This is a genomic window from Bacillus sp. SIMBA_154, from assembly GCF_046536015.1.
Classification (GTDB): domain Bacteria; phylum Bacillota; class Bacilli; order Bacillales; family Bacillaceae; genus Bacillus; species Bacillus pumilus_P.
Window position 1 is genome coordinate 21228 of sequence record NZ_JAWJBV010000016.1, and the last position, 19989, is coordinate 41216.

Here is a 19989-nt window from a genome sequence, read left to right on the forward strand (position 1 = left end):
TGATGAACGTGGCACTTTCACCAGAGGAAGAAATCGAGGAAACAGAAGAAGACGAAGAGGTGGAAACCTCAAAGACGTATCGCTTAGATTTTGAACATGGCAGGCTGACAAACGAAACCATTTCAGGCATAGAGGCGATCCGGCAATTCATTTACATGACATTGCGGACAGAGCGTTATGCACATCCTATCTACAGCCACGACATTGGCACTGAAATTCAGGAGCTTTTGACAGATACAGAAGCCACGGATGAATACAAAGAAATGGAGATTCCAAGATTGCTAGAAGAAGCACTGATCGTTGACGAGCGGATTGATCATATTGAAGAGATAGAGGTCACGAAGCAAAATGACTCGTTTCATGTCAAACTAGCCATCGTCACAGATGAGGGCACATTAGAAATAGAGGAGGTGATGGAGGGCGATGTTTGAGGAACAAACGTATGAAGCATTGATGGAAAGAATGCTAGACAGACTGCCAGATGACGTGGATAAAAGAGAAAACAGCGTGATTTGGAATGCCTTGGCACCTGCTGCTGCTGAACTGGCACAGTCCTATATTTGGCTTGATCAAGTATTCGAGCTTGTCTTTGCTGATACAGCGCAGGGAGAATTTTTAGATCGACGGGCTGCTGAAGTAGGGATTGAAAGAAAGCCAGCCACTAGAGCAGTTTGGTCAGCATCCATTCAGCCAGAGAACATCAACATCCCAGCTGGCTCACGTTTTTTTATTGAAGACGTTTATTTCCAAGTTTCGAAGGATGGCACGCTGGAATGCGAGACATCTGGTACAGCCGGAAATGGCCAATTAACAGGTCAGCCGCTGCTATCCCTTGATACGATTCCAGGACTTGAATCAATGATGATGAAAGAACTGGTGATACCAGGACAAGAGGAAGAAGATGACGCTTCTTTATATGATCGATACTTAATACGCGCAAGGCGAGAGGCTGTCAGTGCTAACAGAGCGCATTATAAAAAATGGGCCGAGGAAGTGACCGGTGTTGGCAGAGCGAAAGTGTTCCCGCTTTGGAATGGAGAAGGAACGGTCAAAATTGTCATCACAGACGCCAATTTAGATGTAGCATCAGATCTCCTTGTCAAAAGGGTACAAGAGTATATCGATCCAGTGCCAGGAGAAGGAGAAGGAGAAGGGCAAGCTCCTATTGGTTCAAAAGCAACTGTTGAAAGCGCCAAGTGGCTGGATATCGACATAGAAGTGGCAGTCGAACTTCAAATGGACTGGACCCTTGAAGGAGCGCAAAAAGAAATAGAAGAAAAGGTTAAATCGCTATTAAAATCAATCGCATTTGAAAAGAGTACCATTCGAATGTCCGCATTAAACGATATTCTGTACCATTCAGAAAGCGTGTCAGATTATGCAAACGTCTTACTGAACGGTGAGTCGAAAAACCTAGTATTACAGGACATTGAGATACCGCGTCTTAGGCAGGTGAAGGTTATTGAGCAAACAGGATGAAATGAAAAGCTACTTGCCGCCATATTTTACAGAGATTTATGAAGTGGATCATTTACTAAAGACAGAGGCGCCGGAGTTTGAGCAATTGGACGAATCTATTTTTGACGTAACGGATCAATTCTTTCCTTTAACAGCGACGTGGGGATTGAATAGGTGGGAAAGAATGCTCAAGGTGCAGCGGGAATCAGATGATTCAATTGAACTGCGCAGGGCACGCTTACTCAATATGATGTCGAATATTCCGCCGATCACGTATCTTTCATTAGAGAAATCAGTGAATCGATTTCTCAAGAATCCAAGTGCCATCATCCGTCTCACAACCAATCGCTATCATTTCGCTTTACGTGTGAACCTAGATGATCTGCAAAACACAAGATATATTGTAGAAATACTTGAAACGTTAAAGCCAGCGCACTTGGCGTATACGTTTACCGGCATCCATCATACCGATGTTCATGAAAAAAATGAACATCACCAGAGGCTCACATTGCGAAGCAGAGTGGGTTTTTTCGATCATATCCCGATTTTACTCAATGGTGAATTTGTATTAAATGGTACGTTCTACCTCAGCGGGATTCGAGGCACAACGGATGTTCCTGCTCGTTTTCGGCATTCGTTGAAAATGAGAATACCGCTTGAACATGAGCCGGAAACAACATATCGCATGAATTATGTCATGACTGGGGCAGCGCATGAAACGAAGCAAGCACAAGCACTGACTTTGCACGCAAAGAACCAGCTTCCGCATCACACCAAAAAGAGGATGACGTTCCGCCTGCCAGTACAAGTTCAAAATGAACAGAACGGCAGCGTACTGATCAAGGATCACTACTGGATTCTCGATGGATCTATTCCGCTTGACGGGTCAAAAATGCTAGCAGCAACTTCTAAAAAAATAGAGCTATAAGGAGGATCACAATGGCTGATCAATTAACCGTAACAACACTGTACGCACGTCAACAAATGGCAAAGGCAAGAGCAGAAGGAACAAATCTCACAAAAGTCGTCAAAATGGCATTCGGAAACGGGGGAACAAAGGATGGAAAACCGATCTCTCTTGACGGTACAGAACAAACACTCAAAAAAGAACTAGTTCAAAAAAACATTGATTCGTTTACCTTTATGGAACCAGCAAAAATCCGCTACACCTGCACAATCGCCGAAGGAGAACTCGCAGGAGAAGTCATCAACGAAATGGCACTTGTCGACGAAGCCGGCAAATTCACCGCCATCCGTACCATGACAGACAAACAAAAAGACGGCGACATCGAATTCGTTTTTGAGATTGATGATATTTATTAATTGGGGGAAAAAAAAGTGGACATAAAATCACCCTTACCGTTTGAAACCTCAGACAAAGCCCATGCTAATTTGTTTAATCGGGTGGTCGACACACTTGTGGAGAATGACAATGCACTCAGTAGACAAATAGCAGGAATCACAAATGAAAGTTTATTCAAATTAACAGGAGATCAAGCCATTCAAGATGCATCAGTCAGCGGCGAGGAATATCCAATAGGCATTACGTTTATGGATATTGGCCAAGCCAATGATACGGGATATCCTACGAGATATGGCTTTGTGAAAAATGAAAAATATAGTAACTTTCGATTTGTTCAATACTACTATGGGACTGGAAACGAAGCAGGCAGTTATTTTGATAGCACAGGTACGTGGTGCAGGCATTGGTGGACCGGATCTGGCTGGACAGAATGGCATAAAATCTCTGGTTTTCTCCATACCAATATTGGGACAACTGGTAAGCAGTTATTAACCAAAGGGGAGAACCAAAAAGTCCTCTTTAATAGGAAAATAAAAGATAGTCATAACAATTTTGATACTATGAATAATCGATTTATTTGTCCAGAAAATGGAATGTACTTGGTGAATGCAGGCGTATATATTGATAGCTTTCGAAGATACTGTAACTTTGAATTATCTATCTATTTGAATGGAAAAAGATATAAAAATATTGCGCATCACCGACAGAGTCCCGCAAGCCCATCTGATACATCGAGCTTAGGCGTGGGTCTATATGGTGCTGCCAATGTTCCGGCGAATAAAGGTGACTATTTAGAAATTTATTTATATATAGGATATGACGGAGATGTTAGTCGCTATGTATCTGATAATCCAGGTTGGTACAACTATTTCGACATTATGGAATTAGGCGGACGAAATTTCCCAAGAGTGTAGGAGGATTCTGATGATTTTATATGAAGCCATTAAGTATAAATATCCCGATGCGGAACCGCAAAGGGATTTTGAACTAAGAAATGACGGTGCTGGCTCGTATATAGACGAATGGCATCTCGATGTGCCTAAGCCAACGACTGAAGAATTGATAGAATGGTGGGAGAAAGCTCAAATGAATCCACAATATCAACCACCTCTTCCACTTGATTTTCTAGCGCAGGAAGTAGCAAAAGAAAAGTTGACGAGAAAACAGCTTGAACACCAATGTGACCTTTTAACGAACGAACTGCAGGCGCTAAAAAATCAGATCCTTTTATTTAAAGGAGAGAATGAAACATGAATTATTGGGTAATGGCATTATATTTTCAATGGGTGACACCTAAAATGGTCAAGCAAGCGATTGAACTAGGTGACTGTTCAATTGAAGAATTAAATGAAGGCTGTCAGCAAAGGATGCTCACTTTAGAGCAACTACAAGAGATCGATCCAAGCTTCAAAGCGAAGGAGTGAAAGCTAAATGGAAATAAAAGAACCAAAACCTTTTGAGGTAAATGATAAAGCGCATGCTGATTTGTTCAATGACATGGTCAAAGTATTACTTGAAAATGATACTGGACTATTAGAGCAGCTCACAAACCATACAAATGATACGAGACCACATATATCTGAGGCAGAAAAGAAAAAATGGAACGATTCGCAGAGCTATAAGATTACAGCAGATAATGGGAATCAGCTAATCAATGTGCCGGCCAATGCAAGGATCTTTGATGCGATTAAAGATAAAGGAACATGTACATTTTATGCAGCTGCTGGCGTCGAAGATTCTCCTACACCAACTAATGTCTCGATAAGGGGTCTGCAGACAGTAGGTGAGCAGAATATTGGATCTGGCTTTGCGATTGATAGTTCAGGTAATGCTTATTTTTTCAGTTATAATGCCGGGCATACATCTATGACATGGACAAAGCTGCCTACTGAAAGCGATAAGAAAAGGTGGGACAACGGTCAGCTAATAAAAATTACACAAGATAATGGAAAGCCCTTTTATCATGGATTTGCTAGTGAGACAGACTATAATACCCTTACTCAGACAGGAATGTATCTCATATATAATCCTGGAGTAAACGGTCCACCATCCTTTAATCTAGTCTTTTTACTGGTCATGAGTTACGGCAATACATTAATACAAATAGCGTACGAATCTGTTTATGGGAAAAACACGTACTTTAGAGTTCGTAAACAGGATGCAGAAACATGGACTCCTTGGGAGAAGCAGATTACCCTATCAGATCTATTAGAAGGTACTTGGGAAACACCTAAAGAGATTAAAAGCAATTGGAAGGAATATGACCCTATTAATTTGCCAGTGAAATATCGCAAGAATCTCTTAGGGGAAATTGAGATAGTAGGTGCTGTAAAAGGGGGGATTTTAGGAAATAACCCAGTGTTTATTTTGCCTGAAGAATATCGGCCGCAGCAGGCAATCCATTTTGTAGGAGTCGCTTCAAGTATAGGGACTCCAGGAGTACCTCAATTCCATCGTACATTAATAGATAAGGATGGAAATGTATGTGTGCAATCTTCTTCAAATAACGTCAATCCCACTGAGTTTATTACATTTGGTTTTAAGTTTAGTACAAGATAATTCAATAAAACTGAAATGTGAAAGGAGAATCACATGGAGATAAAGACACCTCGTACTTTAAAAACCAGTGACAAAGCCCATGGGGATCTGTTTAATGACATGCTTAGGGGTTATTCTTTCTAATGATATGGAATTGTTAGAGCAAATCAATCAGCACATAGAAGATATAAAATCTCATGCATCCGAAACAGAAAAGCAGAAATGGAATCAATCTCAGCTATATAAAATGACAAATGATAACGGGTCCCAGTTGGTCAATATCCCTGCTGACGGCTGTATTTATAACGGGATTAAATCGTTAGGTGCTTGCTCGTTCTATGCGCCGGGCGCTTCTGGAATAGTCGATTTTCCTGCTATAGGCAATGTAGCCTTTTAAAGGCCTAGTAGTATTAGTTCCAGTATCGGGTACAACTGGTCAGACCGATAGCAGTGTTTGAGATCGATGATGAAGGAAATTATGTAATACCAGATCAATGTACAACAATTGCTCCACCCAATAATCCATCTTTTTATAAAGCAGCATTTGATGTGGAAAAACAGCAATGGTATGAAGCAGCGACACAGGAGTATATAGACAGCTTAAAACCAGCACCTCTCCAGCCAAGTGATATAGAGCTTTTAAAGAAACAAAATGCTTTATTATCAAAACAATTAAAGCAGCTATTGACCATGCTTAAAGGAGCTGATTTAGAATGATGTTTCCAACTGTAGCAAATATCAAACAATTTTAGGACTGGCAGTGCTACGGCCCAGAGGATATTGCATTTTATGTAAGCATTGGCTGGATCTCAGCAGAAGACTATCAAGACATTACAGGAGACAAATACGAAGCCTAATGGCTTTATTTTTTTGCCGGAAAGAAGGTGATTCCATTGGAAGTGGATGTCGTCCAAAACTTAATGACACAAGGCCCATTTGCCGTTCTCTTTTGCTGGGTTCTGTTTTATGTTCTCAATACAACAAAAGAAAGAGAAAATAAGCTCAATGCACAAATCGAGGCGCAAAATGAAGTGTTAGCGAAGTTTAGTGAGAAATATGACGTCGTCATCGACAAACTCGATAAAATTGAACGGAATTTAAAATAGGAGGAAAAATCATGAAAACATTCGACAAAGGCACTGTGATTCGCACAGTGCTTCTTTTTCTTGCACTCATCAACCAAACACTTGTAATGTTTGGGCAAACAGTTTTGCCGATTAGTGAGGAGCAAGTGCAAACCGCAGGAGAGGCACTTTATATTGCAGGTTCCACGATTTTCACCATGATCACAGCAATGATCGCTTGGTTTAAAAACAATTATGTGACCTACAAAGGACAGCTGCAAAAAGATGCCCTGAAACAAAGAGGGCTAACAAAATAATATTTGAAGGAGAAACAACATGGTAAAGATCATTCAAGCATACATCCCAAAGCACAATCGCAACAGGCCAGGAAACGTGATGAAGCCGTTCTATATTACAGTGCATAATACCTCTAACACTGCAAGAGGTGCAGATGCGGCGAGTCACGCAGCATTTGTTGCACGCTCAAGTACCGGCGTCAGCTGGCACTACACCGTCGACGATCAGGTGATTTATCAGCATTTACCATTAAACGAAAACGGCTGGCACGCTGGGGATGGCAGAGGAACCGGCAATATGAAATCAATTGGGATTGAGATTTGTGAAAACGCAGAGGGCAACTTTGAACAAGCAGTTGAAAACGCCCAATGGCTCATTCGAAAGCTGATGGGAGATTTCGGGATTCCTTTATCAAATGTGGTGCCTCATAAGCATTGGAGCGGGAAAGATTGTCCAAGGAAACTGCTCGGACGGTGGGAGCAGTTTAAAGCTGGAATAGCCATAGCTCATACTGGCAGCAAAAGCACAAGAAAACCAGTTCAGGCAGAAAGCTTGAGCCACAAAGCACCCGTCTCCAAACAGAAATCGTCAAAGCTGCCATCTAGCATTTTAAAAGTAACCAAACCCTTAACAAAAGGACCTCAAGTCACAGCGGTGCAAAAAGCATTATCTTCCCTGTATTTTTATCCGGAAAAAGGAGCCAAAAACAACGGGGTAGATGGCTATTATGGACCGAAAACAGCGAATGCGGTTAAGCGATTCCAGCTCATGAATGGATTAGTTGCAGACGGAATTTACGGACCGAAAACGAAGAACAGAATTGAACAATTGCAGAATAAGTGATAATCCATAACATGCTATCAGCAAGTGGAGAGTTTTTACTTGCTGATAGCTAATAAGAAGTGACATCGTTTATGATATAATCAACCAAATCATTGAAGCTTTCATAAGGGGAGAGAAAAATGAAAAAAGAACTGTGCCAAGTCATAATGTTTTCAGGGCTACTCATTTATTTCATTTATAACGGAATGACGAACGATTTCCCTCTGTCTTACACAATCATTCTCATCACGGCTTATGTCTCTGTGATCACGTACCGAATCATAAAGATATTAAGATTAAGAAAAAACAAAGAACAAACAGAACTGTAAGAGATATATACATAAAAAAACCATCCTTGATCTTTCAAGAATGGTTTTTCGTATGGAGCATAGCGGGATCGAACCGCTGACCTCTACGCTGCCAGAGTCGATATATAGGATTCTAGTATATTTCTTGATATCTTTCAATATCCTATAGAATATTGATTTCAAAGGGTTTGTTACCCTTTTGTGTCTTGCTGTATCTTTTGTTATTTTTAAAAAACGAAAAAAATGTTACCTTTTTTGTTACCTTTTTTGATTATATAAGATTGTCCATTTGATCAGCTATCTGTTGACTTGTTGAAGGCAATACATGGGCATAAGTTTGAAGTGTTACTTTTATATTGCTATGTCCTAATCTCTCGCTAACTGCTTTAACAGGTGCGCCATTCAATAATAAAATCGTTGCACAAGTGTGTCTCAGGTCATGAAATCGTATTTGGGTAACGCCTGTTTCTTCTATTGCAGGGTTCATTATTCTGTTTCGTATGTTAGATGGGTTCACTGGTGTTCCGTATTGTGTGCAGAATACCAAATCCTGATCTTTATATATGTCAGCATACTTTACCTTTTCTTCTTCTTGTTTAGCTTTATGCTCCTTTAATATTACGAGAGCTTTAGCGCCTAAGTCAATACTTCTATTACCAGCTTCAGTTTTAGCTCCTAGATACATCTCTTTAGCGTCATGCGACATCACTTGTTTAATTGATAAACGTTTGTGTTTAAAGTCGATGTCCTTCCAACGCAATCCTAAAAGCTCTCCTTGCCTCATACCAGTGTGTAAAGCTATATAAAATAGACAGTATAGCCTATGATCTTTAACACCATCCAGGAAGGCTTTAGCTTCGTCTTCAGTCCAAACATTTGTCTCACTTTTTGTCATCTTAGGAAGTGTTGCTTTGTCACATGGGTTCTTTTTAAGATATTCATGATCTATTGCGTAGTTGAAGCAGCTACTAATTATATCAATGGCTTTTTTAATCGTTACAGGTGCATAGCCGATATTGCCTTTTTTCGTCTTTTTAGTGAGCATACTCTTAATGAAATCATCGATATCTTCTGTAGTAATCTTAGAAATAGGCGTGTTCTCAAATTGGGGTAACACGTACTCATCTAAATATACCCTGTAAGTTTTTGCAGTTTGTTTAGATAAACCTATCTGGCTTTTCTTTAACCACTTCTCAGCTAGTTCAGAAAAGGGAATTTTTAATGGATCAATATATGTTCCTTCATTAATCTCATTCTCGACTTTCGCTTTAAAGGCCTTCGCATCTTTCATCTTTGCAAATCCCTTTTTCTTTTTCTGGTTACGTTTGCCATTCACATATACATCATACATAACATAGTAATGCTCTTTCCCTTGCTTTTCATATGAATGTATAGAAGCCATATTATCTTCCTTTCGTATTCGTCTCCCAACCTTTTTTCTCTAGCCTTCTACCTCGTTCCAGTGATTTTTTAAAATCTTCTTCAATCTGCTCATTAACCAGTCTTTCGAGTTCAAACAAAGTCTCTTCTTCAAAAAATTCGTTAAATACTTTTTCAATGGCTTTATGTTCTAGTTGATACATGTTTCTGTCAGACTCAGTTTCCTCACCTGGGTTATATCCAATAAATGAAGCAACTCTAATATTAAATCTAGTCATTGTGCCAACGATTGGTGAAGTTACATTAAAAACTAATTGCGCTTCAACTTCTTGTGGCTTCTTGCTTTCTTTTTTAGTGCGAGAAGATTCATTATCACTATCTTTATGAGACAGCTGAAACATTATTGTAGGGTGAACAGTGTTCAAAAACTTCTGTATATCTGAGTTTTCTTCAGGATCGATATCGAGATATTCTAACAATTTAAACAAATTTCTAATTGCATTGACTCTTCTACCGATTTTCCCGTTCTCTATATTACTGATAGTTGCTGTTGAAATTTCAATCTCATCTGCGATATCTACAGCTCTGAGTTGTTTTTGTTCTCGTGCTAGTTTTATCGTACTCCCAATTTTCATTAAAAGTTTTTCGGCCATTCAAAATTCCTCCTTTAAAGCAAATCAATTATAGCACTTAAATTAACGTTATTCAATTTAACTAGAAAGTAGATTTAATTTAATTTTGATTTCAAGTTGACTTTAATTAATTTTAGTATTACTATAAGATTACACCCAGAGAATACAAGGGGAGTTCAAAAAGAAAAGGAGGGAATTTGTTGACAGCTATTCTTGAAAAGTCTGTTCTTGAAGTAAAAGACATCCAGAATTTTATGGGCATTGGTAAGAGACAGGCATACGATCTTGTTAAAAAAGGATTTTTCCCAGCGCATAAGATTGGCACAGTATACCGTATTCCAGCAAAAGCATTTTTTAACTGGTTTAACGGAGTATCAGAATAATCGAATACATTACATAAGCAACACCCTATAACATAATCGGAGTGATCCAAATGAACAGTTTCTACATATCTAATAGAAAAATAGACTGGCACTACTCCAACACAACCTAGATTAACAGGCTTTAAATTCGTTCTTTGAAAATTAAATAAACTTTTTTACATAACTGTCTTACGAGTGTCTTACGAAAGCCAACTATAACAAAACGTTTACTTTTGCCTACATTATAGTTGGAAGCAAAAAAACAAAACAAATTGGAGGAATTTTATTGGAAAACAAATTAGTATTTGTAAAAGAAAACGAAGTGGTAACGGACAGCGTGACGATTGCGGAGATGTTTGATAAAGAACACAAAAACGTTTTGAGAGATATTGCAACTCAGATGGAATATGCAGGTGAAGAATTCTCACAGCTCAATTTTGAGCAATGCGATTATATCAACGATTCTGCAAAGGGCATTAATAGACATCGCAAATATAAGAAATTCAATCTAACCGAAGAAGCATTTACATTGATTGTATTCAGCTACAACACAAAAGAAGCTGTTCAGACGAAAATCAGATTCATTCAAGAGTTTAAGCGAATGAAAGAGTATATCCAATCACAGGAACGTCCGAAAGCAATGAACGATAAAGAAAGCCTACTTGCAAGCATGAAGATCACGATTCAATTGAATGAAGATGTTGACGGTATGAAAGAAGACATAAAGCAACTGCGACACGATATTGATAAAAGAATCACACTTGATTACTCACAACAGCAAGCCATGAGAAACGCTGTTAACAGACGTGTGCATAAGCTGTGGAACGAAGGCATGATTGATAAATCTATTTACGAAAAAACAAGAAGAGTTTACTCAGCCCTATGGAAAAATTTAAAGGATGCTTACAGAGTGAACGCCTACTCGAACATCTCACAAAAAGATTTCGATGAAGCTATGAGCTTTGTAGAGGGATGGAGACCGATTTTTAATGGGAAATATTCAGCGTAAAAATTTACACCTAATTGGAAGCGAGGTGATTTATAATGAGAGATATGCAAAACTTCTCATCTTGGCAACTAGCGCAAAACATAATGATGCATGAGTTCATAGCACAGAATGAAGATCTATTAGACCGATTTCCATTATGGCTTCAGCACAACAGGCATATCAAAGAATTTGACTTGCTCCCAAAGAGTGAAATCAACAAGATGATCAAGCTATTTGATCTAGCAGCTGATGTTGAGACAGATAAAGATTTGCAATTCATATAGAAGAAACTAGGGGGATATTGGATTGAGCAAATTAAAAACATTCATCAAAAGCAAGTGTGAAGACGATTCTTCAATGGCAATGAAATTAGCAAGAATAGCAGGCTATACGGATAGAAGTGGTTTTTACCGATTTCTAAATGACCACAGAAAAGAAACAACTGATATTCAAAGTATTATAAATATTGTCAAAGAAATCGATCCAGCAAATGAAAGAGTTGTTATGGGAGAATACATAATGACGCTTGATCCAAATAAGTCTGCAGCAAGACAGGCTCTTGAATATTTAGATGTAAATAAATATTACATTGAACGTAATGCATTACTGGATAAAATGAAGGATGCTCACAACGGAAAGTCTCAAGAATGGTATAAAATCTATTCAATTCATAGCGAGGTTCAAGACGGTAATTTAACGTATCTTGAAGCGATGAATAAAGTGGGATCGGTCAACACGAAGACACCTGAAATGAATGTATTTAAGAATATTTTGCTTTTATATCCACTGTGTTCAAAAGGTGAGTTCGGATTGATGAGTGAAATTGCTGACTTAATCGATGTGGATTCACTTCATATAACTGGTTACGTTAACGATTCCTATAGATGTAGGCTGTTGATTATGAGTGCTAGTGCAGCAGTAAGTCAGAACAAGCTTAAAAGAGCACGATTCAATGCAGGAATGGCTTTATCAGAAACTAAGATTGATAGATTCGCTGTTTTCGCCTGTCTACATCTTGGTAACTCATATATCTATACAAGCTACGAGAAAGCAAAAGAGAACTTCTTCAAAGGGTTAGGATACGCAAATGCTAATTCAGAATACAAAAGGGAAATCAAAAGAAGTTTAGCGATGCTTGAAAATGTATGGAACAAAGAAGAAAACGAATGGTTAGATTTAGATTCAAGAGATACTACAGACATGCAAGAGGTGGCTTTCCATCATATTGTTAACAAGCGTAATGATCAAGCTAGAGCAATTTTAAATCAGCTTGACGAAAGGGATTCAAGCAATCACGAATTAGCTTACAATACCTTTTTAAGAGGGTTGTTGATGAATGATTTTAATTGTTATTGTCAATCGGTGAAACTTTTTAAGGACACTGGAGACAAGTACACGCTCCAACTACCCCTAAGAAATATCGAAAGGCTGGGTGCGGACAAGAGTCTAGTGGAACTTATTGCTCACTAGAAACCTTATCAATTGAAAGGAGGTGATTAAATGAAGAAAACAGCATTATTTTTAATCGTAGCTGTCGCAATTTTCAGTGTTGGATTTGCTTCAGGACAAACATCGGAGCAAGCTATCGAATTCATCAAAACTGCAGCAATGGGCAACGGTGGATGATTTACATATTAGAAAGGTGGGGAGATTGAATCCCTGCCTTTTTGATATATCGTTCCACGTAAAACGATTTGAATATAAAACAAAAGGAGAATTAACTATGAAACTAAACGACAATGAGAAATTAGTTGAGTCAGACAAAGAGGAACGTATCAAGAAAGCTTCAAAATACATAAACAGACAATATGATAAAAGCCTTCGTATGTTATCTGAGCCAGGTGAAGGTGCATCATCAAAAGATTTTAAATAAAACTTTAATTTTATTCAGAAAAGGAGAAAACGAATGAAGCGATCAAAATATTTTTTCTGCTACTCGCATCACGTACATAAGAAACTTTTAGAAGCTGGGTGTAATTTAGTGTGCAAAGCATTTACACAGCAACAGAGAGTGTTCTGGCTTTATGAGAACGATGAAAAGGTTAGTGGAGTACTAAGTGAAGTGAAACCAAAGAATGCCTAGAATGGCCTATTAAGCAGTAATACATAGACAGGAGAATGCCTATTGACTAAAAAAATCCATGTTGAAGTCCCAACGCATATCATAAGAAACGAAAATTTTTACATAACGAATCAGGAATTTCATCTATACGCTTACCTTTGCTATATGAATTTCAGAAATTTCAATGAAGAAGAGATGGAAGTAGATCATCTCAAACTGAAAAATCTTCTTAAAATCAGCGATGCTAGGACATTGAAGAAGCGTTTAAACACCTTACATAAGCATAACCTTATCAGAAATAAAATCGAGAAGCTCCCAACCAAAGGAACTCTGAAAGTCATATTTAATGGAGAAGTAAAAAAAGATCAAATGTTCTGCAAGATGAACCCAAACATATTTACATATTTCAAGAATGATCAAATAGACTCGAATGGCATTAGATTAGCTTTCTATTACAAGAGTCACATAAACGAGAGAGAATTAGCTTCAAGGGATTACTGCTTTGTGGGATTTGAAACCCTGCAACAAAGGCTGAAGATGGGAAGTACAACAATATCAAACGCAAATAATTCTTTAAAGAAGGCAAAGCTTGTGAAAATAAAGTCACACAAATTAGAGACAAATAATGACTATGATGAAAATGACGCTTTGGTGTTTGATAAATGGAACAATCACTACCACATTTTAGAGCCGTTATATTAGGGTTTTCACCTAACTCCTGTACATGCAGAGGTAAGAAATGAAAATGCAGTTCTAGAATTTGAAAATGCAGAGGTACACTCCTGTTAGTGCTGCACTGCGAGGAGTGTATATAGAAGAGTATTCTAATATAAATATACATAGAAGATACATAGAAGATACAGTATCTACGAATCGCAAAAATTGCTCTTCGTTAGAATCGAATTTTATCTTATTGATTATCATTGGAGGATGATTTATTGACTAAACAAAACAAAGTGAACAACAAGCCTATTTACATTCAGTCTATTGAAGCAAGTCATTTGTACGAACATATGAATAGAGGTAAAAATATTCCTAAAAACTTTGGTGGATTAATTCCATACAGTCTCGAGTCCATTAAACTCAGAAAAGAAGGAGTTCAAATTACAACTGTAAAGTATTCAGACAAAGACACAAGTAGTGACGTAATCAATGTTAAATTTAAAACAAAGGTGCGTTCGATCAAGACGAAAATTAAAGAAAAACAGAAGGAACGAGATAATCCCGAAATAAAAGAGGAACGAAAAGAACAACTAGATAGTGAGATTGAATATTTACATACGAAAGTGGATAAACCTGAATGGCAAAATGAAGTCAAAATTAGCGAGTTGAGAGAAATTCTTTACGAGAATGGCTTCACGATTAGAACGGTTGATGGAAAAACAGGAGAGATTTCAGAGGTTAAATATGTTGCCTATAAACGATCAAGCAGTAAGAGTCGAACAGGGCAATGCTTGTTCATCAAAGAATCCTTACATAAGAAAATGATTGAGTGGTCTAGGATGTATCTTCCGTTCGAAAAGGATCAACGAGTTGACTTGGCTGGATTACTGGCCTATGAGTCACTTGTAGGAAGCTCATTAGAATCAACTGTACATATTGATCCAAAGCATATCCTTCTCGTCAAAGACAAAACGAGTGATTTTGAAAAGGTTTGTAATGTAATTAGAACAGGCAAAAATGGTTTCCTTGATAGTGTCGAAGAAAATGCAACCGTATCGAATAGTCTTTTTGATGGAGAGTCTTTACTTTCATCAGAGTTCTTTCCAAAAGGTACATCAATGATGCTGCTTCGTAATCATATGTTCAAATCAGCCGCTTTCAATTGCAACATCCAAAAATTTCTTCAAGATCAATGCCCGAAAGAGATTGAATATGATCATTGGGAATTAGAAAACATGTTCGGACAGAAGATGAAAGCATCTGACGTTAAATTCATTTTCACTCCTACATCATTAAAGGCCTTAAAATTTAGCAATGTATTAGATTCTGAGTTGGATTTGTGGGAGCATTGGAAGAACCTTATTGAATCAGAAGGGAATGTGTGGGGAGTCGTTAAGCATGAAAAAGAATCTAAACGAGGAAAGAATGAATTAGATCAGACTCTGCAGCAAACTTCATACCAAATGATTAACTGTTTACCTATACATAAGCAAGGCGTTGAAGACATTCTTCAATATGAAATTGATTATACATATGGCTTGAAAAATGACATAGAAAAATTCATAGAACATATCGAAAAGAAACAAAATGATATCAATTGTCATGAAATGATGATTGCTGTATATAGAAGAAACGAAAAATTTGCTCAGACAAACTTGTTTAAAACCTTCCGATCAAAAGAAATACATAGACACGTTGAATATGTAAAAAGAGGGAAAGTTAGATTGCCAGGCGATTATTGTGTTCTTTTAGGTAATCCAATTGAATACCTTTATCACGCAATTGGTCAGGAACCTCAGCGACAAGTTTTAGAAGGCAATGAAGTACATACAACGATGTTTGAATCAGAAAAAGAAGTGGTTGCTTTTCGAAACCCAAATACATCGCCTTCAAATGTTCTTGTGGTAAAGAATAAGATTGTAAAAGAAATTGATACATATTTTAACCTCTCACGTAACATTGTTTGCGTAAACGCAATTGACTTTGAGATACAAGACATTTTGTCAGGCTGCGACTACGACTCAGATACAATGGTTATTTTTGATCACCCTGTACTACTTGAAGTTGGAAAACAATGCTTTGGTGAGTATAAAGTGTGCTTGAATCGTGTAGAGGGAGAAAGTCTTCCGTATAGATTGAACAATTTAGACATGTGTAAGATTGACAATCAACTGTCTGAAAGCCAAAAGAATATTGGTCGAGTAACAAATATCGGTCAAAATTGCATGTCTATTTATTGGGATATGATTTCAAAGGGTGAAACAGAAGGGCGAGATTATCTGTTAAAGAGAATTGATGTAATGACCGTACTATCTGGAATTTGCATTGACCTGGCGAAGAAATTTTACAAGATTGATATAAAGAAAGAAATCGGGAATGTAGAGAAAGCTCTTGGTCTACAGAAAAGACCGAAACCGAAGTTCTGGAAATGTGTTAGCTCTAACACTTCAGATAACACAGAGCAACACGAATGCCCTATGGATATGTTATTTCATGTAATGAGTAATTTGGATAAAGCACAAGGGGGCAAAAAGGGCAAAAATAAAGAAGTGGTTAATATGATTGACTTACTTGTGAAAGAAAAGGTAGCAGATGGAGACAGAAATCAAAAACAGAAGATTGAAAAATATATAGAAGATATGTGCAACAAAATAAACAAAGTTTACAAATATATGAAAGAGAACGAAAAAGAGTCGGAAGAATATCTGGTAATTGATGACGAATTTAGATATTACAAGTTTAAGATGCAAAAGCTTAAAGTTAAACCAGCTACAATGTATTCGATTCTTAGAAAGATCGACAAAAGCAAGGAGAGAAAGAGGTTGATGAAGGTATTGTTTGATACGCAAAATGACAACTTCTTGAACGCTTTTAAACAAAAAAACACACTTTTAAACACAAATAGCCCGAAAACCGCATAGAATCAAGGTTTTCAGGGTGGTGTCGTAATTCCGTAATAGTAAGGGGAGCTACAGTGTAAAGATCGATCCGTTTGTTGCCGCACGAAAACTTTGTAGCCAGTAGTGCTAGTTTCCTTTACTCATTTTTACGGTTGAATCATCTCCTCCAAGTTGATACAACACTTTCATTTAATTCTCCTTTTGTTTTAAGTGTACTGAACAATAGTTCGGTGCGCTGCTTAATTCAAGGACAATTAAACATACTTACGCCATCTTTATTGATGAGTTCATTATAAGTGACTTTTCAATGGAAAGCAAGACTTTTATTGTTTTGGTCTGTGATGCAGCAGACAAGCAACAGAAAAGAGTAACAGGGAATGGGATAGAGGTGAGACGCTCTATCGTACCGTATGTTCAATAGGATATACGCTTGGCAAACAATTTAGCCTCCAATAGCTTAGATGAGTTGATGTAAGAGATGGAGCCCGCCTTAATGGTCGAAGGGCTTTCTCTGCTTGCACAAATCAAATAATCGGAGGTATTTCAATGGAACAAATTTTTAATTACGAAGAACAACAAGTAAGGTCAGTAGTGAAGAATGAAGAAGTATGGTTTGTAGCAAAAGATGTGTGTGATGTTTTAGAAATCGGAAACCCAAGTCAAGCACTAAGTCGTCTTGATGACGATGAAAAAGCTGATATCATTTTAAATGATGGCAGACAAAAAAGAGAGTTTGCTACGATTAATGAACCAGGTTTATATGCGTTAATTCTAAGTAGCCGTAAACCAGAGGCGAGAAAATTTAAACGTTGGATCACTCATGAAGTTATTCCTGCAATTCGTAAACATGGTGGATATTTAACACCACAAGCTGTAGAAGAAACTTTAACTAATCCTGATTTCATCATTAGATTAGCCACTCAGTTGAAGAGTGAACAAGAAAAGAATAAATATAACGAACGTATATTAGAAGAACAAGCTCCAAAGGTTGAGTTTGCTGTATTAATCGAAAACTCAGATGGAACTATTAGTCTAGGTGAATTTGCAACACAGATGAAGAACGCTGGTATTCCTATGGGAAGAAACCGATTCTTTGCATGGCTTAGAGAAGAAGGTTATCTGCTAACTCAAGATTGGAACAGACCGTCTCAAAAGAGTATGGATCTTGGTGTAATTGAAGCGAGGCAAAATATTACTGTGTTACCTGATGGGACTGAAAGGATCAGTTTCACTCCACGCATCACAGGTAAAGGCCAAGTTTACTTCATCAAGAAACTGAAGAAAGAGATGTTTATTGGATGAAGAAGAAGTTATTAGACTCAGGTATATATTGTACAAAGTGTGATCTTTATTTCAAAGACGAAGACATGGAATGTGGAAGATGTATGGGCTCAACTTGGTTTCATGCGAGTAAAGCTATTCTTCTGAATGATAAGGTGTTTGCGTCAAAGGAAGATGAGTAAACAATCCACAATACCATTATAACTCTACAGAACGCCTTCTGAATTAGGATAATACTTCGTTAACAACTTCAAATACATAACCCTATATAAACACATGAATATAACGGAGAGAGTGTCTATGATGCTCTCTCTTATTAATTGGAGGAGAACATATGGATCAATTAGATAAATTTATAGATGCACAGAAAAAAGTTGGAAAAAGGTTGGATAAAATGATTGCAGAAACAGAGGATAATTTGTTTATGAGTGAATCAAAGAAGACTGAAGCTTACTTTGAAAACAAGAACGAGAAGTATAAGAACAACAATGCTGAGATCGTCTTTGGGCATGTAAGACCAATAGTTGAAACACTGTATAAAGATGGTGAAATTTACAAAACGCAGATAAGAGGATATGAGATTGATTACTATTTAACTGGAGATGAACCAGAAGGAAGCATTGAATTTCCAAAAACTTTATTAGGCATGACTTATAATGAGACCGCTGCAAATGTACGGAATATGTTATATACAAAAGAATATTACGTGTAAAGGATGAGGACTTAGTTATGGATTCAAAATTTGTAGTGTTTAATGATTTCTGTGATCCTTTCACATTGTTCTATGATGATCTTTCAGATGCTCAAGAAGAATTTAAACGAAGAACCAATGACAGACGTGACAACACTGTTGATATCTATCTCTGTTGTATTCTTGAATCGCATCAAGGTCGAGATGAAGAGTAATGCCATTAAAACGATGTAACGCTTCAAGGTGTAGAGTTTTAATTGATTGGTCATCTAAGTATTGCGATGAGCATACAGGATACCAGCAAAAGCAATACAACAAAGATGTGAGGTATAACAGAGACAATAAAGAACAGTACAGCTATTACCATTCAAAAGAGTGGAAAGGACTAAGAGAAGCTAAGTTGCTTGAAAGTCATTTTAGATGTGCTATGTGCAAAGAAGAAGGAAAGAGTAATCGCAGCAATAGATTGATTGTTCATCATAAGTATATGGAACTGAAAGATGTATTGCATCATAAAAGCGCACGGACTGATTTGAATAATTTAGAAGTGCTGTGTCAGTATCATCATAATCAAATAACATTTGGGAAAGGAGAGGATGAAGCAAGTGAACTTCAAAACAGTTAAAACACATAACATTATTACTAATGGAAATCGTAGAAGAACAACAAAGATGTGGAGTGAAGCTAAGCAAGATTTTGTTGAACCTCTATTAGAAATTAAGCTACATGATCACAACAGTGTTCCAGAGGTTAGAATTGGAGGTAACTTAATTAAGGGTAAAACGAGGATTTCGTTCGACTGGGAAACAGATGATGAAACAGGTGCGAAGCCCACTCGATTCTTAATTGAACATTTAGAGGAAGGTAGTGTTGATGTTGTAAGAATTAAATTGGATACGAATGAACTCGGAGGTAAGTATGAAGCTTAATGATCAAGGTGTTCAAAAGATTGTGAATGGACTTGCCAAGGATATTAGAGATACTTCAAACAGCATTCGTAAAAAGAGTAAAGAGTTGAAGGAATTGCTTATAAGCTTTGATGAAGACGCAGAAACTTTAAGATCGTTAGATAGTCAATATGACATTAAAATTCCTGCGGCTATTTGGGGCTGTAAAGGAAGCTTAGGAGAGAAGAAAGTAGAAGAGTTTATTGCGATGAAAGATGATCGTACTAGTCAAAAGTATTTACAAGAGCTAGATAAGTCCCCCCTTTGATTAAACGGGGTAGGTATACGAAGCT

The 19989-nt window shown here is 37.4% G+C and carries 30 protein-coding genes and 1 pseudogene; 29 read left to right on the forward strand and 2 right to left on the reverse strand.

Annotated elements, in window-relative coordinates:
• The first annotated feature begins 8 nt into the window (after positions 1–8).
• From R0K30_RS17180 to R0K30_RS17250, 15 genes and pseudogenes are all read left to right on the forward strand, one after another.
• Positions 9–431, forward strand: a complete 423-nt coding sequence (locus R0K30_RS17180; protein WP_230030843.1) for a DUF2634 domain-containing protein — start codon at positions 9–11, stop codon at positions 429–431.
• Positions 424–1479 carry a baseplate J/gp47 family protein gene (locus R0K30_RS17185; RefSeq protein WP_410611858.1) on the forward strand — a complete coding sequence of 352 codons (1056 nt, stop codon included), beginning with the start codon at positions 424–426 and terminating at the stop codon, positions 1477–1479. The genes R0K30_RS17180 and R0K30_RS17185 overlap by 8 nt, the downstream gene beginning before the upstream one ends.
• The gene (locus R0K30_RS17190) at positions 1463–2386 is read left to right on the forward strand and encodes a YmfQ family protein (protein ID WP_410611860.1); all 924 of its coding nucleotides are present in this window, start codon (positions 1463–1465) and stop codon (positions 2384–2386) included. The genes R0K30_RS17185 and R0K30_RS17190 overlap by 17 nt, the downstream gene beginning before the upstream one ends.
• An 11-nt stretch (positions 2387–2397) precedes the next feature.
• The gene (locus R0K30_RS17195; protein ID WP_099728776.1) at positions 2398–2781 is read left to right on the forward strand and encodes a phage tail-collar fiber domain-containing protein; all 384 of its coding nucleotides are present in this window, start codon (positions 2398–2400) and stop codon (positions 2779–2781) included.
• Between the two features lie 15 nt (positions 2782–2796).
• Entirely contained in the window at positions 2797–3675 is an 879-nt protein-coding gene (locus R0K30_RS17200; RefSeq protein ID WP_410611862.1) for a hypothetical protein, read from the forward strand.
• A gap of 10 nt (positions 3676–3685) precedes the next feature.
• Entirely contained in the window at positions 3686–4015 is a 330-nt protein-coding gene (locus tag R0K30_RS17205; RefSeq protein WP_099728774.1) for an XkdW family protein, read from the forward strand.
• Complete coding sequence (locus R0K30_RS17210; protein ID WP_099728773.1) at positions 4012–4185, forward strand: XkdX family protein; 174 nt, start codon at positions 4012–4014, stop codon at positions 4183–4185. The genes R0K30_RS17205 and R0K30_RS17210 overlap by 4 nt, the downstream gene beginning before the upstream one ends.
• Positions 4186–4192: 7 nt before the next feature.
• The gene (locus R0K30_RS17215) at positions 4193–5320 is read left to right on the forward strand and encodes a pyocin knob domain-containing protein (protein ID WP_410611864.1); all 1128 of its coding nucleotides are present in this window, start codon (positions 4193–4195) and stop codon (positions 5318–5320) included.
• A gap of 94 nt (positions 5321–5414) precedes the next feature.
• Complete coding sequence (locus R0K30_RS17220) at positions 5415–5696, forward strand: hypothetical protein (RefSeq protein ID WP_257213944.1); 282 nt, start codon at positions 5415–5417, stop codon at positions 5694–5696.
• A 53-nt stretch (positions 5697–5749) separates the two neighbouring features.
• On the forward strand, positions 5750–6016 hold the full coding sequence (locus R0K30_RS17225; RefSeq protein WP_410611866.1) for a hypothetical protein: 267 nt from the start codon (positions 5750–5752) through the stop codon (positions 6014–6016).
• 47 nt (positions 6017–6063) lie between these two features.
• Positions 6064–6156: pseudogene (locus tag R0K30_RS17230) on the forward strand (XkdX family protein); the annotation flags it as partial.
• Positions 6157–6192: 36 nt separating this feature from the next.
• On the forward strand, positions 6193–6405 hold the full coding sequence (locus tag R0K30_RS17235) for a BhlA/UviB family holin-like peptide (RefSeq protein ID WP_099681665.1): 213 nt from the start codon (positions 6193–6195) through the stop codon (positions 6403–6405).
• 11 nt (positions 6406–6416) lie between these two features.
• Positions 6417–6680: a phage holin gene (locus tag R0K30_RS17240; RefSeq protein WP_099728770.1), complete on the forward strand. Its 264-nt coding sequence runs from the start codon at positions 6417–6419 to the stop codon at positions 6678–6680.
• A gap of 19 nt (positions 6681–6699) precedes the next feature.
• The gene (locus tag R0K30_RS17245) at positions 6700–7503 is read left to right on the forward strand and encodes a peptidoglycan recognition protein family protein (protein WP_410611869.1); all 804 of its coding nucleotides are present in this window, start codon (positions 6700–6702) and stop codon (positions 7501–7503) included.
• Between the two features lie 119 nt (positions 7504–7622).
• The gene (locus tag R0K30_RS17250) at positions 7623–7811 is read left to right on the forward strand and encodes a hypothetical protein (RefSeq protein WP_410611871.1); all 189 of its coding nucleotides are present in this window, start codon (positions 7623–7625) and stop codon (positions 7809–7811) included.
• Between the two features lie 250 nt (positions 7812–8061).
• On the opposite strand, the gene R0K30_RS17255 is transcribed toward R0K30_RS17250, so the two are convergent.
• Positions 8062–9192 (reverse strand): tyrosine-type recombinase/integrase, encoded by a 1131-nt coding sequence (locus tag R0K30_RS17255; protein ID WP_410611873.1) that lies wholly within the window; start codon positions 9190–9192, stop codon positions 8062–8064.
• A gap of 1 nt (position 9193) precedes the next feature.
• Positions 9194–9823, reverse strand: coding sequence for a helix-turn-helix domain-containing protein (locus tag R0K30_RS17260; RefSeq protein ID WP_410611875.1), 630 nt, complete (start codon positions 9821–9823; stop codon positions 9194–9196).
• Positions 9824–10002: 179 nt separating this feature from the next.
• On the opposite strand from R0K30_RS17260, the gene R0K30_RS17265 reads away from it, so the two are divergent.
• The 14 genes from R0K30_RS17265 to R0K30_RS17330 all read left to right on the forward strand — a co-directional run bounded on the left by R0K30_RS17265 (position 10003) and on the right by R0K30_RS17330 (position 19964).
• Positions 10003–10185, forward strand: coding sequence for a helix-turn-helix domain-containing protein (locus tag R0K30_RS17265; RefSeq protein WP_396484326.1), 183 nt, complete (start codon positions 10003–10005; stop codon positions 10183–10185).
• Between the two features lie 265 nt (positions 10186–10450).
• Positions 10451–11173 carry a Rha family transcriptional regulator gene (locus R0K30_RS17270; RefSeq protein WP_410611877.1) on the forward strand — a complete coding sequence of 241 codons (723 nt, stop codon included), beginning with the start codon at positions 10451–10453 and terminating at the stop codon, positions 11171–11173.
• A gap of 35 nt (positions 11174–11208) precedes the next feature.
• Positions 11209–11436, forward strand: coding sequence for a hypothetical protein (locus tag R0K30_RS17275; protein ID WP_410611879.1), 228 nt, complete (start codon positions 11209–11211; stop codon positions 11434–11436).
• Between the two features lie 22 nt (positions 11437–11458).
• On the forward strand, positions 11459–12622 hold the full coding sequence (locus R0K30_RS17280; protein ID WP_410611881.1) for an AimR family lysis-lysogeny pheromone receptor: 1164 nt from the start codon (positions 11459–11461) through the stop codon (positions 12620–12622).
• A 30-nt stretch (positions 12623–12652) separates the two neighbouring features.
• Positions 12653–12778, forward strand: a complete 126-nt coding sequence (locus R0K30_RS17285) for a hypothetical protein (RefSeq protein ID WP_260858192.1) — start codon at positions 12653–12655, stop codon at positions 12776–12778.
• Between the two features lie 97 nt (positions 12779–12875).
• A complete protein-coding gene (locus R0K30_RS17290) occupies positions 12876–13025 on the forward strand; it encodes a hypothetical protein (protein ID WP_410611884.1) in 150 nt (49 codons plus the stop codon).
• A gap of 252 nt (positions 13026–13277) precedes the next feature.
• Positions 13278–13916, forward strand: a complete 639-nt coding sequence (locus R0K30_RS17295) for a hypothetical protein (RefSeq protein ID WP_410611886.1) — start codon at positions 13278–13280, stop codon at positions 13914–13916.
• Positions 13917–14152: 236 nt separating this feature from the next.
• Positions 14153–16798 (forward strand): hypothetical protein, encoded by a 2646-nt coding sequence (locus R0K30_RS17300; RefSeq protein WP_410611888.1) that lies wholly within the window; start codon positions 14153–14155, stop codon positions 16796–16798.
• 525 nt (positions 16799–17323) lie between these two features.
• A complete protein-coding gene (locus R0K30_RS17305) occupies positions 17324–18079 on the forward strand; it encodes a phage antirepressor (RefSeq protein WP_410611890.1) in 756 nt (251 codons plus the stop codon).
• Between the two features lie 313 nt (positions 18080–18392).
• On the forward strand, positions 18393–18770 hold the full coding sequence (locus tag R0K30_RS17310) for a hypothetical protein (protein WP_410611892.1): 378 nt from the start codon (positions 18393–18395) through the stop codon (positions 18768–18770).
• 87 nt (positions 18771–18857) lie between these two features.
• Complete coding sequence (locus tag R0K30_RS17315; protein ID WP_410611894.1) at positions 18858–18983, forward strand: hypothetical protein; 126 nt, start codon at positions 18858–18860, stop codon at positions 18981–18983.
• Positions 18964–19374 (forward strand): HNH endonuclease, encoded by a 411-nt coding sequence (locus R0K30_RS17320; RefSeq protein ID WP_410611896.1) that lies wholly within the window; start codon positions 18964–18966, stop codon positions 19372–19374. Before R0K30_RS17315 ends, R0K30_RS17320 begins: the two co-directional genes overlap by 20 nt.
• Entirely contained in the window at positions 19346–19678 is a 333-nt protein-coding gene (locus tag R0K30_RS17325; protein WP_410611898.1) for a hypothetical protein, read from the forward strand. The genes R0K30_RS17320 and R0K30_RS17325 overlap by 29 nt, the downstream gene beginning before the upstream one ends.
• Complete coding sequence (locus R0K30_RS17330; RefSeq protein ID WP_410611900.1) at positions 19668–19964, forward strand: hypothetical protein; 297 nt, start codon at positions 19668–19670, stop codon at positions 19962–19964. The genes R0K30_RS17325 and R0K30_RS17330 overlap by 11 nt, the downstream gene beginning before the upstream one ends.
• Positions 19965–19989 lie beyond the last annotated feature (25 nt).

Excerpts from the sequence above, each read along its gene's own strand:
- R0K30_RS17185 (WP_410611858.1), top strand. The coding sequence starts at position 424 with ATGTTTGAGGAACAAACGTATGAAGCATTGATGGAAAGAATGCTAGAC.
- R0K30_RS17195 (WP_099728776.1), top strand. The coding sequence starts at position 2,398 with ATGGCTGATCAATTAACCGTAACAACACTGTACGCACGTCAACAAATG.
- R0K30_RS17205 (WP_099728774.1), top strand. The coding sequence starts at position 3,686 with ATGATTTTATATGAAGCCATTAAGTATAAATATCCCGATGCGGAACCG.
- R0K30_RS17210 (WP_099728773.1), top strand. The coding sequence starts at position 4,012 with ATGAATTATTGGGTAATGGCATTATATTTTCAATGGGTGACACCTAAA.
- R0K30_RS17215 (WP_410611864.1), top strand. The coding sequence starts at position 4,193 with ATGGAAATAAAAGAACCAAAACCTTTTGAGGTAAATGATAAAGCGCAT.
- R0K30_RS17220 (WP_257213944.1), top strand. The coding sequence starts at position 5,415 with ATGACATGCTTAGGGGTTATTCTTTCTAATGATATGGAATTGTTAGAG.
- R0K30_RS17240 (WP_099728770.1), top strand. The coding sequence starts at position 6,417 with ATGAAAACATTCGACAAAGGCACTGTGATTCGCACAGTGCTTCTTTTT.
- R0K30_RS17245 (WP_410611869.1), top strand. The coding sequence starts at position 6,700 with ATGGTAAAGATCATTCAAGCATACATCCCAAAGCACAATCGCAACAGG.
- R0K30_RS17250 (WP_410611871.1), top strand. The coding sequence starts at position 7,623 with ATGAAAAAAGAACTGTGCCAAGTCATAATGTTTTCAGGGCTACTCATT.
- R0K30_RS17255 (WP_410611873.1), bottom strand. The coding sequence starts at position 9,192 with ATGGCTTCTATACATTCATATGAAAAGCAAGGGAAAGAGCATTACTAT.
- R0K30_RS17260 (WP_410611875.1), bottom strand. The coding sequence starts at position 9,823 with ATGGCCGAAAAACTTTTAATGAAAATTGGGAGTACGATAAAACTAGCA.
- R0K30_RS17275 (WP_410611879.1), top strand. The coding sequence starts at position 11,209 with ATGAGAGATATGCAAAACTTCTCATCTTGGCAACTAGCGCAAAACATA.
- R0K30_RS17285 (WP_260858192.1), top strand. The coding sequence starts at position 12,653 with ATGAAGAAAACAGCATTATTTTTAATCGTAGCTGTCGCAATTTTCAGT.
- R0K30_RS17290 (WP_410611884.1), top strand. The coding sequence starts at position 12,876 with ATGAAACTAAACGACAATGAGAAATTAGTTGAGTCAGACAAAGAGGAA.
- R0K30_RS17305 (WP_410611890.1), top strand. The coding sequence starts at position 17,324 with ATGGAACAAATTTTTAATTACGAAGAACAACAAGTAAGGTCAGTAGTG.
- R0K30_RS17310 (WP_410611892.1), top strand. The coding sequence starts at position 18,393 with ATGGATCAATTAGATAAATTTATAGATGCACAGAAAAAAGTTGGAAAA.
- R0K30_RS17315 (WP_410611894.1), top strand. The coding sequence starts at position 18,858 with ATGCTCAAGAAGAATTTAAACGAAGAACCAATGACAGACGTGACAACA.
- R0K30_RS17320 (WP_410611896.1), top strand. The coding sequence starts at position 18,964 with ATGCCATTAAAACGATGTAACGCTTCAAGGTGTAGAGTTTTAATTGAT.
- R0K30_RS17325 (WP_410611898.1), top strand. The coding sequence starts at position 19,346 with ATGAAGCAAGTGAACTTCAAAACAGTTAAAACACATAACATTATTACT.
- R0K30_RS17330 (WP_410611900.1), top strand. The coding sequence starts at position 19,668 with ATGAAGCTTAATGATCAAGGTGTTCAAAAGATTGTGAATGGACTTGCC.